The organism is Methylomonas aurea, from assembly GCF_024505045.1.
Lineage (GTDB): Bacteria > Pseudomonadota > Gammaproteobacteria > Methylococcales > Methylomonadaceae > Methylomonas > Methylomonas aurea.
In genome coordinates this window covers 1-13,778 of record NZ_JANIBM010000005.1, presented here as the reverse complement: position 1 = coordinate 13,778, position 13,778 = coordinate 1, and the positions used below count along the sequence as shown (strand labels likewise).

13 protein-coding genes and 1 other RNA gene are annotated in these 13,778 nt (G+C 57.2%); 6 read left to right on the top strand and 8 right to left on the bottom strand.

Annotated elements, in window-relative coordinates; all coding sequences use genetic code 11:
• The first annotated feature begins 68 nt into the window (after positions 1-68).
• Genes NP603_RS06035 through NP603_RS06015 form a run of 5 tightly spaced genes read left to right on the top strand, consistent with a single transcriptional unit; the run spans position 69 to position 5,372 of the window.
• Positions 69-2,081, top strand: a complete 2,013-nt coding sequence (locus NP603_RS06035) for an alpha-ketoacid dehydrogenase subunit alpha/beta (protein WP_256610020.1) — start codon at positions 69-71, stop codon at positions 2,079-2,081.
• 8 nt (positions 2,082-2,089) lie between these two features.
• Positions 2,090-3,196, top strand: a complete 1,107-nt coding sequence (locus NP603_RS06030; RefSeq protein WP_256610019.1) for a 2-oxo acid dehydrogenase subunit E2 — start codon at positions 2,090-2,092, stop codon at positions 3,194-3,196.
• Between the two features lie 25 nt (positions 3,197-3,221).
• Positions 3,222-3,488 (top strand): acyl carrier protein, encoded by a 267-nt coding sequence (locus NP603_RS06025; protein ID WP_256610018.1) that lies wholly within the window; start codon positions 3,222-3,224, stop codon positions 3,486-3,488.
• 37 nt (positions 3,489-3,525) lie between these two features.
• Positions 3,526-4,383, top strand: coding sequence for a hypothetical protein (locus tag NP603_RS06020; protein WP_256610017.1), 858 nt, complete (start codon positions 3,526-3,528; stop codon positions 4,381-4,383).
• Positions 4,380-5,372 (top strand): polysaccharide deacetylase family protein, encoded by a 993-nt coding sequence (locus tag NP603_RS06015; RefSeq protein WP_256610016.1) that lies wholly within the window; start codon positions 4,380-4,382, stop codon positions 5,370-5,372. The genes NP603_RS06020 and NP603_RS06015 overlap by 4 nt, the downstream gene beginning before the upstream one ends.
• Positions 5,373-5,404: 32 nt before the next feature.
• Here NP603_RS06015 and NP603_RS06010 read toward each other — a convergent pair whose 3' ends face one another.
• The 8 genes from NP603_RS06010 to rluC form a co-directional block, all read right to left on the bottom strand.
• Entirely contained in the window at positions 5,405-5,743 is a 339-nt protein-coding gene (locus NP603_RS06010) for a histidine triad nucleotide-binding protein (protein WP_256610015.1), read from the bottom strand.
• A 9-nt stretch (positions 5,744-5,752) separates the two neighbouring features.
• The gene (gene recR / locus NP603_RS06005; RefSeq protein ID WP_256610014.1) at positions 5,753-6,349 is read right to left on the bottom strand and encodes a recombination mediator RecR; all 597 of its coding nucleotides are present in this window, start codon (positions 6,347-6,349) and stop codon (positions 5,753-5,755) included.
• A gap of 3 nt (positions 6,350-6,352) precedes the next feature.
• The gene (locus NP603_RS06000) at positions 6,353-6,676 is read right to left on the bottom strand and encodes a YbaB/EbfC family nucleoid-associated protein (protein WP_256610013.1); all 324 of its coding nucleotides are present in this window, start codon (positions 6,674-6,676) and stop codon (positions 6,353-6,355) included.
• Between the two features lie 16 nt (positions 6,677-6,692).
• Positions 6,693-8,321 carry a DNA polymerase III subunit gamma/tau gene (dnaX, locus tag NP603_RS05995; RefSeq protein WP_256610012.1) on the bottom strand — a complete coding sequence of 543 codons (1,629 nt, stop codon included), beginning with the start codon at positions 8,319-8,321 and terminating at the stop codon, positions 6,693-6,695.
• Positions 8,322-8,354: 33 nt separating this feature from the next.
• Positions 8,355-8,451, bottom strand: an RNA gene (gene ffs / locus NP603_RS05990) — signal recognition particle sRNA small type.
• 97 nt (positions 8,452-8,548) lie between these two features.
• A complete protein-coding gene (gene sppA / locus NP603_RS05985; protein ID WP_256610011.1) occupies positions 8,549-9,523 on the bottom strand; it encodes a signal peptide peptidase SppA in 975 nt (324 codons plus the stop codon).
• 9 nt (positions 9,524-9,532) lie between these two features.
• Positions 9,533-10,180, bottom strand: a complete 648-nt coding sequence (locus NP603_RS05980) for an HAD-IA family hydrolase (RefSeq protein WP_256610010.1) — start codon at positions 10,178-10,180, stop codon at positions 9,533-9,535.
• Positions 10,164-11,123 carry a 23S rRNA pseudouridine(955/2504/2580) synthase RluC gene (gene rluC / locus NP603_RS05975; RefSeq protein WP_256610009.1) on the bottom strand — a complete coding sequence of 320 codons (960 nt, stop codon included), beginning with the start codon at positions 11,121-11,123 and terminating at the stop codon, positions 10,164-10,166. Before rluC ends, NP603_RS05980 begins: the two co-directional genes overlap by 17 nt.
• A 422-nt stretch (positions 11,124-11,545) precedes the next feature.
• Here rluC and NP603_RS05970 point away from each other — a divergent pair, with 422 nt between their 5' ends.
• The gene (locus NP603_RS05970) at positions 11,546-13,744 is read left to right on the top strand and encodes an Rne/Rng family ribonuclease (RefSeq protein ID WP_256610008.1); all 2,199 of its coding nucleotides are present in this window, start codon (positions 11,546-11,548) and stop codon (positions 13,742-13,744) included.
• The last annotated feature ends 34 nt before the right edge of the window (positions 13,745-13,778 follow it).

Sequence of the window (13,778 nt, the reverse complement as noted above, 5' to 3'; positions counted from 1 at the left end):
CGCCAGCCCGGCCTTAGCGTAAATTAGCGTTTTTAACCCGAGCCGTCCCGAGCGCCTGGAACCAGCACATGGAAATCAGCCAACAATCAAACGATCAGGCACTTCTGGCCTGGGCTAGAGACGACAACGGCAAACCGCAAATAGCGCTAGACCCGGAAAGCATTTACCGTTACGGCCATTTGATCCGTCTGACCGAGCAGCTGGTTCTGGACCAATTTTCCCGCGGCCTGGTTTCCGGCACCACCCACACCTGTATCGGCCAGGAGTTGGCGGCGTTGTCGGTCGTCCGCGCACTGAACCATCCCGACGACGCCGTGCTTTCCAACCACCGCAACCACGGCCACTTTCTGACCTATTCCGGCGAATTCGTCGGCTTGGTCGCCGAGATCATGGGCCGCGAAGCCGGCGCCTGCGGCGGTTGGGGCGGCAGCCAGCACTTGGTGCACCGGCATTTTCACAGCAACGGCGTGCAAGGCGGCATGCTGGGTATCGGTGCCGGCTTGGCTTTGGCGCGCAAGCTGCATAACAGCGGCGGCATCGTCGCAGCGATTATCGGCGACGGCACGCTGGGCCAGGGCTTGGTTTATGAAGCGATGAATCTCGCTTCGGTGTGGAATGCGCCGTTATTGGTGGTCGTCGAAAATAACGGCATCGCCCAAACCACGGTCAGTAGCCACACCTTGGGCGGCGACATTGAGGCGCGCGGCACCGCGTTTGGCTTACCGACTTGGCGCTTGGCCGACGACGATCCTGAGTTTTTGGTGAAAGTCGACGAAGTCGTCAAAACGGTTCGCGGCCGACACAGCCCCGGCTTTCTGGTCATCGACACTCGCCGCATGGGGCCGCACAGCAAGGGCGACGATCTGCGCGATCCCGATGAGCTGGAGCAAATACGCAAGCGCGACCCGCTGGCGGCGCTCGGGCGGCTCCTCCCGGAAGACGTCCGGAACACCATCGAATTAAATAATCGCCAATTTATAGAAGCCGTGCGCCAAGCGGCCGATGCCTCTCCGGAGGCGACACTCAGCGAAACGCCGGCGCATATCTTCGATTTACCGCTGCCAGCGACAAACTTAGCTGCAGTCGATGTGCCGCCCGGCAGCAACGTCCGCCAAGCCATCAACAGCGCGCTGCGCCATTTGCTCGGTTCCGATAAACGCATTTTGGTGATCGGCGAAGATTTGCACGATCCTTACGGCGGCGCCTTCAAGGTTACCCAAGGTTTATCGACCGATTTTCCCGGCCGGGTGATTTCGACGCCGATCAGCGAAGCCGGCATTACCGGCGCGGCGATCGGTTTGGCGCTGGATGGCTATCTGCCGATCGTGGAAATCATGTTCGCCGATTTCCTGACTCTGTGCATGGATCAACTGCTGAACCATGCTGTCAAATTTCCCGGCATGTTTCCGGACGTCTCGGTGCCGTTGGTGATACGTACCCCCTGCGGCGGCCGGCGCGGCTACGGTCCGACCCATAGCCAAAGCCCGGAGCATCTGTTTACTGCGGTCCCAGGTTTGACCGTGGTCTACCCCAGCCATCGCCACGATGTTGCGGGCTTGCTGAGTAATGCCGTGCAACGCTGGCCGTATCCGGCGCTGTTTCTGGAACACAAATTACTGTACGGCGAAAAGCTGGATAGTGCCGATTACACGGCAATACCGGCAGCGGACGACGTCGCGGTGGCGTTATTTCCGACCCTGCGACGCGGCGCCGGCGAACCCGATGTCACGCTGGTGGCCTACGGTGGCATGCTGCCGATCGCCGAAACCGTGGCCCAGCGCCTGGAAAGCGAAGAGGAACTGGCGGTCGAAATCGTCGCCCCGGCCTTACTCTCGCCACTGCCGCGAGCATCGATGATCGGCCATCTGCTGGAGCGGCCTATCGTGGTGATCGTCGAAGAGTCGCATCACGACTTCGGTGTCAGCGCCGAAATCGCTGCCGCGTTGCTCGAATCCGGTTTTAGCGGCCAGTTAGTCCGCATCGGCACGCCGCCGGTGCCGATTGCCTCGGCGCGCAGCCTGGAAAAAAGCATCATTCCCGACGAACAATCCATCATCGCCCAAATTCTCGACCTTTTCTAAGGATTGCCATGGCCAGCTACCAGACCGTCCCTTGCGTCAATATCAACGACGAATTCGTCGACGTCGTCAGCATCGACGTCAAACCGGGACAGTACGTCAACAGCGGCGATATCGTCGCCACCGTCGAAACCGACAAGTCGATGATCGACGTCGTGGCGGAGCAAGACGGTTATGTGTTGAGAATCGACGCCATCGAAAAGGAAAAAGCCCGGGTCGGCTCTGTCCTGTTTTGGTTGGGCGAATCGGCGGATGAGCCGATCCCCGATCAGAAGCAGGAATCGGTCGCGCCGGATGGCATATCCCTTCAGCCAACCGCCAAAGCCCGCGCGCTATTGAAAAAGCTCGGCCTCGACTCAGCCGGCATACCGGCCAGTGGCGACCGCTTGTCGGTCGCGGACATCGAAGCTTGGCTGGCTCGGAGCGGCAAAAGCATTACCCCAGCCGCCGGTGCGACGCCAGTCGCTCGCCAGGAACAGATGCCGGCGGTCAACGGCGAATTGGTGGCGTTATCCTCGGAAGCGGCCGGCATGCTACATGCGGTCAGCTGGCATCGCGACCATGCCGCGGCCGGCTATATCGAAATGGAATACGATCCCAAGCCGTGGGAAGACTATGCCGCCGCCTATGCCGCCGAACACAAATTGATGTTGTCGCCGCTGTTGCCGTTGATGGCCTTCCGGCTGGCCCAGCTCGGCCGCGAACGCCCGGCCATCAACTCCACGATCGTCAACGGCCAACGCTACCAATACCAACCGGTCAATTTGGGCTTTACGGTCCAGGCCGGCACGATGCTGTATTTGACCGTGGTCCGCGACACTCAAGACATGGATACCGCCCAATTCATCAGCGCCCTGGGCGAAATTCAACGCCATGCCATGGGCCACAAGTTACCGCCCCAGGAGGCATCCGGCGCAACCTTGTCGTTTTCCAGCATGGCGCGCTGGAATGTCAGCCGCCATATTCCAATTCTGCCGCCGCAAACTTCTTTGATCGTCGCCCACGCTGCGCCGAAAAATGCCGGCCACGCCGTGTTGGCCGCCAGCTACGACCACCGCGTGCTAACCGGCTTCGACGTCGCCCAAGTCTTGCAGGCCTTGTCGCAACCGCCCAAATAACCCTAACTCCTACGAGAATAACCGCATGAGCCTGAATCCAGACGACATCAAAGCCGCGCTCCGCGCCAAAGTCATCGAACTTGCCGAACCGCTGGGCATGGATGCCAGCGGGGTAACCGACGACGACATTCTGCCGGCCACCGGCTTTCTCGATTCCGGTGCTATTCTGGAATTGGTGGTCTGGTTCGAAGCGACTTACGATATTCGCATCAAGCAGGAAGAAATGAACATCGATAATCTTGGTTCGATCAACGCTATGACCGATTTTCTGTTGGCGCGGAAACAAGGCTAACCGTTAAGCCCCTTCAACTTCACCTGAGGCGATACGCATGGCATTGCCGACCATCGAACCGATCGAAGACGGCGATCTGCTGCCGTTTTGCCAATTCCTGACCGAAAATTTGAGTAACGAGCGCAGCGCCGAGCAATGGGCGCAAGCCTTTCAGCAAAATTGGATTTCGGAAAAGCCGAATAACGGATTTGTAATCCGCGACAACGGCAAAATCGTCGGCGGCATCGGCGCCATTTACGCCGAACGCATTATCCGCGGCCAGGCAGAGCGTTTTTGCAACATTACCAGCTGGTGCGTGCTGGAGGCGTATCGGGCGCAAAGCATGCGTTTAGCCATGGCGGTGGTATCGCAACCGGGCTTCCACTTCACCGATCTGACTCCGACCGAGGTGGTTTCCAAGACCTTGCAGTTTCTGAAATTCAAGCCGATGAACGAACGCCATGCGATTTGGCCGAATTTTCCTTGGCCGTTTTCGGCAATCGCCGGCGTGAAGGTCATTAGCGATCACGAAACGATTGCCAACGTGCTGCCGGCCGACGCCGGCAAAGTGTTTGCGGAACATCGCCATTTGTCGTGGTTGCAACATGCAGCAGTCGGTAAGCCCGGCGCTTATTGCCATATAGCCTGGAAACCGAGTCGCTTGAAAGGCGTGAACGGTGCCATGATCTTAGGTTTCAGCGACGCCGAATTATTTTTACGCTACCGGCACACGCTGGGCAGTCATCTGTTCTGGCAAGGCCGTTTTTACACCCGCGTCGAATCGCGTTTGTTGCCGAAAGTACCTTCTTTAGCGATAGAGTTGGCCGGCTACCGAAACAAGGTATATCGCAGCGACACGCTGACAGCGGCCGATATCAGTAATTTCTATTCCGAACTGGTGGCCTTAGACCTATGATCGAGCGCACTTTAATCAAGCCTGATCCAGCGACCCGCCCGATTTTATCGGTCGTCATCCACACCGAGGAAGAATTCGATTGGAGCAAGCCTTACGACCGCAACGCTACCGGCGTTAGCCACATGCAATATATCGATCGGGCGCAAAACGTGTTCGATAGCTTCGGCATCGTGCCCAATTACGTCATCGACTATCCGATTGCCTCCAAACCCGAGGCCGTCGCTGCTTTGAAGGCCTATGCCGACAGCGCTAGGGCGCTGATCGGCGCCCATCTGCATCCGTGGGTATCGCCGCCGTTCGACGAAGAAATCAATGCCCGCAACTCCTATCCCGGCAATTTAACCGCCGATTTGGAAAGGGAAAAACTCAGGCTGCTCACCGAACAAATCACAGCTTCGTTCGGCAGCCGTCCGTTGACTTATTTGGCCGGCCGCTATGGTTTCGGCCCCAACACAGCGGATATATTGGAAGATTTGGGTTATGAGGTCGATATCAGCGTTGCGGCATCGATCGACTATAGCGGCGACGGCGGCCCGGATTATTCCGACTTCAGCAGCGATCCGTTCTGGTTCGGCCGCCAACGGCGCCTGCTCGGTTTACCGGGCTCCGGGGGCTATGTCGGTTATTTACGTGACGGCGGCACACCGCTGTATCGGCAACTGACCCAGCCCTGGCTGCGAAAAACGCGCGTTTCCGGCGTGGTTGCACGCCTGCGAATGTTGGAACGGATTCGCCTTTCGCCGGAAGATTATAGCGAACCGGAAATGCGTCGCCTGACACAGGCGCTGTTGGGCGACGGGGTGCGGATTTTTGTATTCAGCTTCCATTCCCCGTCAGTCATGCCCGGCGGCACGCCTTATGTGAAAAACTCTGCCGACCTGGAACGTTTCCTGGAAAAATGCCGCCGCTATTTCGATTACTTTATGAATAATCTCGGCGGGAAGGCAATGACGCCGCTGGAAATAAAAGCTTGGCTGGAAACGCAATAAACGCTTAAAGCCCCCAGCGGCTTGCAGGCTATCTAACCCGGCGGCCAGTGCATTGGTCGGCCGGCCAGCAGGTGCAGGTGAAGGTGAAACACGGTCTGACCGCCGTCGGCGTTGCAATTCAATACAGTTCGGTAACCGCTGTCGGCATAACCAAGGTCTTTGGCGATCTTCGCGGCGGTTTGCAACAAATACCCGCCCAGTCCGGCGTCGTCCAGTTCGTTTAACGTGGCGATGTGCCGCTTCGGAATGACCAGCACGTGCAGCGGCGCCTGCGGATGCAAGTCGCGAAACGCCAGGACTTGATCGTCTTCGAAAACCACATCCGGCTTGATTTCGCCGGCCACCATTTTGCAAAACAAACAATCGCTCATAGTCGCTCCCTAAAGTTCGCGCCGGCCGTTGAAAGCGTGCGCCAAAGTACCGCTGTCGATAAACTCCAGCTCCCCCCCCATCGGTACGCCGTGGGCAATGCGGGTGGCCCGCACGCCGAATTTGGCGGCAACGTCGGCAATAAAATGCGCGGTAGCCTGCCCCTCCACCGTCGAGTTGGTCGCCAGAATGATTTCCTTGAGTTGGCCGGACGCCATGCGCTGTTCGAGCAGATCGAAGCCGAGCTGGTCCGGACCGATGCCGTCCAACGGCGACAGGCGGCCGTGCAACACGAAATACTTACCCTTGAAAGTCGTCGCCTGGTCCACCACCCAAACATCGGCCGGGCTCTCGACCACGCATAAGGTTTCGGCGTCGCGTAGCGGATTGGCACAGACTTCGCAAAGCTCGGCTTCGGCCAAAGTCCGACATTCGCGGCAATGGCCAATCTGGTTGATTGCCCGTTCCAGAATCTTGCTGAGTTGTAAACCGCCTTCGCGGTTGCGCTGCAACAAATGGAAAGCCATACGCTGCGCCGATTTGGGCCCGACGCCGGGCAAGCAACACAGGCTTTGAATCAACTCTTTCAGCAAGCCCTGGTTCTGCATAGGTTAAAACGGCATTTGGAAACCGGGCGGAATAGGGATACCGGCAGTCACGTCGGCCATTTTCTCTTTCTTCATTTTGCCGACCTTGTGCACCGCGTCGTTGATCGCCGCGGCCACCAGATCTTCCAGCATATCCTTATCGTCGCCAACCAGGGACGGATCGATGCTGACTTTACGGACTTCGCGCTTACCGGTCATGACGATCGTCACCAAGCCGCCGCCGGACTCGCCCTGGACCTCCATGGCCTCCAATTCTTCCTGGGCCTTTTTCAAATTTTCCTGCATTTTTTGGGCTTGCTGCATGATGCCCGCGAGTGCGTTTTTCATTTCCGTCTCCAACCAATCAATTCAGAGGTTCGATGCTGCCAGGCACAATTCTGGCTCCGAACGTTTCTTTTAATGCCTGTACATTAGGATCGGCGTTGATATTGTCTACCGCCGCCTGTTGCCGGTCTTCCCGGGCCTTCTGTATCTCCACCGCAGGTGTCATCTGCGTTGCCGCCTGCTGGGTGATAACCAATTTCAACGGTTTACCGTAATAATTTTGCAACGCCAAGCGCAGATTGTCCTCGGCCCTGCTGCCGACTTGATGAAACCCCGGATCCAGCAATAAACGGCAACTGGTGTCGTCAATACTGTCCAGCACGCAATTATTGGCTAATTCACGGGTACGACCGCTGATATTCAAGGCGGCGATAATATCGCGCCAGCGACTGCCGGCGTCGGCGGCAGGAATTGGTGAGGCGGCCGGGACAGCCACCGCCGCCGGCTCGGCGACGGTTTCGACAACCGACTCCGCCCTTGCAACCGAAGATTCGGCGCTGGCCGCCGTTTTCGGCGCGACCTGAGCTTGAGCTGCTGCAACGGTTACCGGCGTCGGCTTTTCCATCGCCGCCGGGCGAAAAGCCAGCATTCGCAATAGCGTCATTTCGAAACCGCTGCGCGGATCGGGCGCCAACACTAAGTCGCGCTGGCCGGTCAAGCCGATTTGATAGTACAACTGCACGTCCTCCGGGGTTAACCGGTTCGCCAGTTCGTCCAGCAACTGCTTGTCGAATTCGTGATCGACGAAGCCGGGCACTTGCTGCAATATGGCAACGCGATGCAATACCCGCAACATTTGTTGCAAAATCTCGGCAAAGTCCGGCGTCAGTTGCGCCACGTCTGCGACCTTGGCCAAAACTTGCCGGGCGTCGCCGGCCGCCAAGGCCAATAGAATGTCGTCGACCGGTTGCTGGGCGACGGCACCGAGCATGCCCAGCACAGCCTCGCCGGTTACCGTACCGCTGCCGTAGACGATGGCCTGGTCCAACAGACTCAATGCGTCGCGCAAACTGCCGTCGGCGGCTCGCGCCAACATTTTCAGGGCCTGGGCTTCAAATGCGATATTTTCCTCGCCGAGGATGAATTGCATCTGCCGGTCGATTTGCTCCGGGGTCAGCCGTTTTAAGTTGAACTGCAAACAGCGCGACAGCACAGTGATCGGAATCTTATGCGGATCTGTGGTGGCCAACAGGAATTTGACGTGCGGCGGCGGTTCCTCCAGCGTTTTCAGCAGCGCATTGAAACTGTGCCCCGACAGCATGTGAACTTCGTCGATCAGATAAACCTTGTAGCGGCCCTGGTTCGGCGCGTATTGGGCGTTATCCAGCAGATCGCGGGTATCTTCGACCTTGGTGCGAGAGGCGGCATCGACTTCGATCAAGTCCATGAACCGACCTTGTTCGAAAGCCTGGCAGACCGGGCAAGCGCCGCAAGGATTGAAGTTTTGCAGATTTTCGCAGTTGATCGCTTTGGCGAGGATCCTGGCGACTGTGGTCTTACCGACGCCGCGGGTACCGGTAAACAGATAGGCGTGATGAAGCCGCTGGTGTTGCAAAGCGTGGATCAACGACTGGCTGACGTGTTCCTGACCGACAAGCTGAGTGAAGTTGCTGGGACGCCATTTTCTGGCAAGAACCTGATAAGCCATTAGCAACGGGGACGGCAGGAGATTGGGCGGCTACTGCGCCAGCCGCATCCCGGCACACGAATCCGCTGCTACCGTTGCTTCCTTCCGGACCTGGCGGGGTTTACAGCGTATCGTTGCGAGAGGACCGACACAGTAACCATAAAACATCAGCGACTAGCTGAAGAGCTGGCTATTATCCTTAAATCGCCGCGAATAGGCAAGTAAGCGGCGAAAAATAAACTTTGTCCTTAGCGAAGGCCGCCAATGTTCAGAGCAGTAGCAATGCTGTGGCCGAATGCGGCGCCGAAACGGCCCGCCAAACGATCGATCAAGCGTTCGTGCGGCGTGAAATTGACCGTCTCCTCGGTGCCGAATTGCTCGCGCACTACCGAATCGATGCTGCCAAAGCCGTCGGCCAAACCCAATTTCACGCCCTCTTGGCCGGACCACACCAATCCGGAAAACATTTCCGGAGTTTCTTTCAAACGGTCGCCGCGTCCGGCCCTGACTGCCTCGATAAACTGCTGGTGGACTTGGTTCAACAAGGATTGCATGTGCTTGCTTTCCTGCGCATTCACCGGCGAGAACGGATCGAGCATGGCTTTATGCTCGCCCGCGGTCAATAAGCGCCGCTCCACACCCAATTTTTCCAACACATTGCTGAAACCAAAACCATTCATCACGACACCAATCGATCCGATCAAGCTGGATTGATTGACATAAATCTTGTCGCTGGCCGAAGCAATGTAATACCCGCCCGACGCGCAGATGTCGCCGACCACGGAATAAATCGGCAATTGCGGATGCTGGGCTTTCAAGCGCCTGATTTCGTCGTAGACATAAGCCGATTGCACGGCACTGCCGCCGGGCGAATTGATATTCAGGATAATGCCTTTGGTATTTTTATCCTTGGCGGCATCGCGCAGACCCTCGATAATGGTTTCTGCCGCGGCGCCTTCGCCCTCGGCAACCTGACCGAGCACATCGACGATGGCCACGTGCTGCGCCGATCCGGCCTCGACTTCTTGTTTCAACTGCGGATACAACACCACGCCCAGCGCCACCGACAAATAAGCGAACGTCAACAATTTGAAGAATATGCCCCAGCGCCGCGCGGTCTTTTGCTCGGCAATCGCGGCGAACGCCAGTTTCTCGAGTACCGCCTTTTCCCAGCCGGGAGCGTCCTCGTTCAAATTATCGGGATGCTGTTGATTCGTATCCACCGTGACCTCCTAAAGTAATTCAAGCAAATCCGTCGGGTAATCCAGACAAACCAAAGGATTGTATTGCTGCAACGTTTCCCTGGAATGGGCGCCGCAAGTAACACCCGCCGCGGCAATCCCGGCGTTCAGCGCCATTTGCATGTCGTGCGCGGAATCGCCCACCAGCAAGGCCCGTTGCTGGTCGATTCCGAGTTCGGCCAGAATTTCGGTCACCATCAACGGGTCGGGTTTCGATGCGGTTTGGTCCGAGCTGCGGGTGGTGCAAAACAACTCGGCTACGCCGGTACCGCGTATGGATTGATCCAGACCGGCGCGTTTCTTGCCGGTAGCCACCGCCAGACGAAAGCCGCCGGCGCGCAGACGCTCCAACATATCGGCGACACCCGGAAACAAATCTGCCGGGCTGATCTGCCGAGAGAAAAAAGCCTCGCTGTAAACAGCGGCCAAGCGTTGCCGGGTTGCGGCGTCGGCACCGGGAAACAACTGCAGAGTCGCGTTGTCGATACTTAAACCGATAATATCCTTGATAGCCGGTGCCGGCGGCACGTCGCAGCCGCAAATCTCAGCCGCCTGTTGAATGCAGCGCACTATCCAGTCCACCGAATCCATCAAGGTACCATCCCAATCAAAAATGATTAAATCAAAGCGGTTTTTCATGGTCGATCAATTGCTGCAAATCGCTTGGCAGCGGTGCAACGAAATGCAAAGGTTTACCGGTTAGCGGATGGACAAACTGCAGTTGTTCGGCATGTAAAAACAGCCGCTTGTAACCGCGCTTTTTAAACATTTTATTGGTTTCGTCGTCTCCGTAACGGTCGTCCGCCACTATCGGATGCCCCAACCAAGCCGCATGCACCCGAATCTGGTGGGTGCGGCCGGTCTTCGGCGCCGCATGCACCAGCGTGGCATCCTGGTATTGCTTTAGCCGGGTGAATAAAGTTTCCGCAGCCTTACCCGCTTGGCTAACGACCACCATTCGCTCGCCGCCTTGGGCGACATTCTTCAGCAACGGCACCTCTACCAGCTGCTTTTTGCGCTGAAATTGCCCGGCCAGCAAAGCCAGATAGGTCTTCTGAATGCCGTCGCCGCGAAAAAGTTCATGCAATACCTTCAATACCGAGCGTTTCTTCGCGATCAACAAGCAACCGGAAGTCTCCTTGTCCAGCCGATGCACCAGCTCGAGAAACTTTTGTTGCGGGCGGATTTGGCGCAAACCCTCGATCACACCGGAGCTGACACCGCTACCGCCGTGTACGGCAAATCCGGCAGGCTTATTCAGCACGATGAAGCCGTCGTCTTCGTAGAGAATGTGGTTTTCCAGGCTAAACTTCAAGGTGGGCTGGACGATGACTTCGTCTTTTTTGTCAGCGACCCGCACCGGCGGGATGCGCACGATATCGCCCAACTGCAACTTGTAACTGACATCGGTGCGACCTTTGTTGACCCGAACCTCACCCTTCCTGACCATCCGGTAAATTCGGGTTTTCGGCACGCCTTTGAGATAACTGATCAGAAAATTATCGAGCCGTTGTTCGTAGTTCGCCTCGGTAATTTCCAGCCATTGCACTTGCGGATTAGTCTGGTCTGCTGCGGTATTCATGCGGCAAATGATAGCAACATATCCCGGGACCATGTTTAAAATTGCTGGCCCGAATAAACATTGCTATATTAGGCTGGTTTATCTTTGGATAGACTTTGACTATAAAAATTTAAAACCATAGGTTTTAGCGCTGTTTCGCCGCGCCAGACTTAACTAAAGAATTTTTTCGGGTTTTGTCGCTCAACCCATGATGAGCGAGCTGCATCCTTTGCGTAGAGTTCGGTACAACAGACCTCCCACTTTTCAAGCGCCCCGCTCGGCATTGCCGATACCCACTGCGACAATAACTACAATACCTTGCAGTTTTCAGTCAGTCCGGCCGCTCAACTAAAAGTCATATTGGGAACCAAGCCGCCTTTATCCGCGACAATGAGACCTGTTCAAGCTCTAGGTAGGATACACAGAACAATAAGGATAATTAAATGAAAAGAATGCTTATCAACGCCACGCAGCCCGAAGAGCTGCGGGTGGCATTGGTAGATGGCCAGAAACTTTACGATTTCGACATCGAAGTACCATCGAAAGAACAAAAAAAATCCAATATTTACAAAGGCATCATCACCCGGGTAGAACCCAGCCTCGAAGCCGCCTTCGTCAACTACGGCGCCGAAAAACACGGCTTTCTGCCGTTCAAGGAAATCGCTCCAGAATACCGGACCGGCGACGGTCAGGAAGGCAAGCCCTCCAGCAAAAGCAATATCCGCGAAGGCCAGGAAATCGTCGTTCAGATCGAAAAGGAAGAGCGCGGCAACAAAGGCGCGGCGCTAACGACCTACATCAGTCTGGCCGGCACCTATTTGGTATTGATGCCGAACAACCCCAAAGCCGGCGGCATCTCCCGCCGTATCGAAGGCGAAAACCGCAGCGAACTGCGCGAAACGATGGCGGCTCTGGAAATCCCGGACAGCATGGGCCTGATCATTCGTACCGCCGGTTCCGACAAAAACGTCGAAGAATTGCAGTGGGATTTAAACTACCTGCTGCAACTGTGGGAAGCGATAGACCGCTCCAGCCAGGAACAAACCGCACCGTTCCTGATTTTCCAGGAAAGCAACGTCATTATCCGCGCGCTGCGCGACCATTTGCGCGGCGACATCGACGAAATCCTGATCGACCAGGAAGGCGCCTACAAGCTGGTGCATAACTTCCTGAAACAGGTGATGCCGCACAATCTGCACAAGGCCAAACTGTACCAGGATAGCGTGCCGCTGTTCAGCCGCTACCAGATCGAAACCCAGATCGAGATGGCCTACAAACGCGAAGTTTCGCTGCCGTCCGGCGGTTCGATCGTGATCGACCATACCGAAGCGCTGACTTCGATCGACATCAACTCGGCCCGCGCCACCAAAGGCAGCGATATCGAGGAAACCGCGCTGAACACCAACCTGGAAGCCGCCGACGAAATCGCCCGCCAACTGCGCTTGCGCGACTTGGGCGGCCTGTTCGTGATCGACTTCATCGACATGATGTCCAACAAAAACCAGCGCGAAGTGGAAAACCGGCTGCGCGACGCGTTAAAAATCGACCGCGCCCGCATTCAGACCGGCCGCATCTCCCGCTTCGGTTTGATGGAAATGTCGCGCCAACGCTTGCGGCCGTCTTTGGGCGATTCGACCCAATTGACCTGCCCGCGCTGCAAAGGCCAGGGCACGATCCGCAACGTCGAATCGGTTACGCTGGCCGTGCTGCGTTTGATTGAAGAAGAAGCGATGAAAAAAGGCACCGAGCGCGTCATCGCCCACTTGCCGATCGATTGCGCCACCTTCCTGCTCAACGAAAAGCGCGCTTCGATTCAGGAGATCGAGTCCCGGCTGCAAGTCGGCATCATCGTGTTGCCGAGCAAGCACCTGGAAACGCCGGCTTACGACATCGAGCGCATCAAAGCCACCGGCGACAGCGAAGAGAAAGCCAGCCATCTGCAGATCAAGGAAGAGGACATCACGGTTCCTGAGTTCGCCAAACAACTGGGTCCGAAAACCGAAAAAGCCGCAATCAAGGAGTTTCTGCCGGACTCGCCGGCCCCGGTACAAAGTAAGAAAACTTCGGCAAGTCTGATCCAACGCTTCTGGCAACGCCTGATCGGCGCCGGTAAAACCGTCGAAAGCGCGGAGACCGCCGAAAAAAGCGGCGAAGACAAAGCCAAACCCGGCCGCAACAATCGCCGCGACCGCGGCGAGCGCGGTGAACGTGGCGCCGGCCGCAATAATAACCGCCGCAACGGTAACCGCCGTCCGGCTCCAGCGGCAACAGCCGGCCAGGACGCCGTCGCAAACCTGAACGACGAAGCCAAACCGGCAGCGGCAAGCGGCGAATTCGAATCCGGAGTCGATGCCGCTGCAAAACGAGCTCCAGGCGCCCCGGACCGGGAGCGCAGCCGCCGCAGTCGTAGCCGCCGGCGTGGTCCGCGCAACGGCGCCGAAAAACGTGGCGAACCGAACTTGAATGGTGCGGAAGGCGAAGCGCCGCAGCAAGTTGGCGAATATAGCGCACCGCCTGCGGTCGATAGCGGAGAGGCCCACAGCCAGCCGCGCTCGTATAACCGAGACTTTGCCGAACGGAATCAACGCGCAGCGGACGACCATCAGGAGCAGCAACCGGCCAGAACTGCCGCCGAGGAATAATCCGCCGTAGCCGGGCGCCGTTTCGACGCGGCGC

Bases quoted from the DNA above. Each gene is read 5' to 3' on its own strand.
- NP603_RS06035 (WP_256610020.1), top strand. From the start codon at position 69: ATGGAAATCAGCCAACAATCAAACGATCAGGCACTTCTGGCCTGGGCT.
- NP603_RS06030 (WP_256610019.1), top strand. From the start codon at position 2,090: ATGGCCAGCTACCAGACCGTCCCTTGCGTCAATATCAACGACGAATTC.
- NP603_RS06025 (WP_256610018.1), top strand. From the start codon at position 3,222: ATGAGCCTGAATCCAGACGACATCAAAGCCGCGCTCCGCGCCAAAGTC.
- NP603_RS06020 (WP_256610017.1), top strand. From the start codon at position 3,526: ATGGCATTGCCGACCATCGAACCGATCGAAGACGGCGATCTGCTGCCG.
- NP603_RS06015 (WP_256610016.1), top strand. From the start codon at position 4,380: ATGATCGAGCGCACTTTAATCAAGCCTGATCCAGCGACCCGCCCGATT.
- NP603_RS06010 (WP_256610015.1), bottom strand. From the start codon at position 5,743: ATGAGCGATTGTTTGTTTTGCAAAATGGTGGCCGGCGAAATCAAGCCG.
- recR (WP_256610014.1), bottom strand. From the start codon at position 6,349: ATGCAGAACCAGGGCTTGCTGAAAGAGTTGATTCAAAGCCTGTGTTGC.
- NP603_RS06000 (WP_256610013.1), bottom strand. From the start codon at position 6,676: ATGAAAAACGCACTCGCGGGCATCATGCAGCAAGCCCAAAAAATGCAG.
- dnaX (WP_256610012.1), bottom strand. From the start codon at position 8,321: ATGGCTTATCAGGTTCTTGCCAGAAAATGGCGTCCCAGCAACTTCACT.
- NP603_RS05980 (WP_256610010.1), bottom strand. From the start codon at position 10,180: ATGAAAAACCGCTTTGATTTAATCATTTTTGATTGGGATGGTACCTTG.
- rluC (WP_256610009.1), bottom strand. From the start codon at position 11,123: ATGAATACCGCAGCAGACCAGACTAATCCGCAAGTGCAATGGCTGGAA.
- NP603_RS05970 (WP_256610008.1), top strand. From the start codon at position 11,546: ATGAAAAGAATGCTTATCAACGCCACGCAGCCCGAAGAGCTGCGGGTG.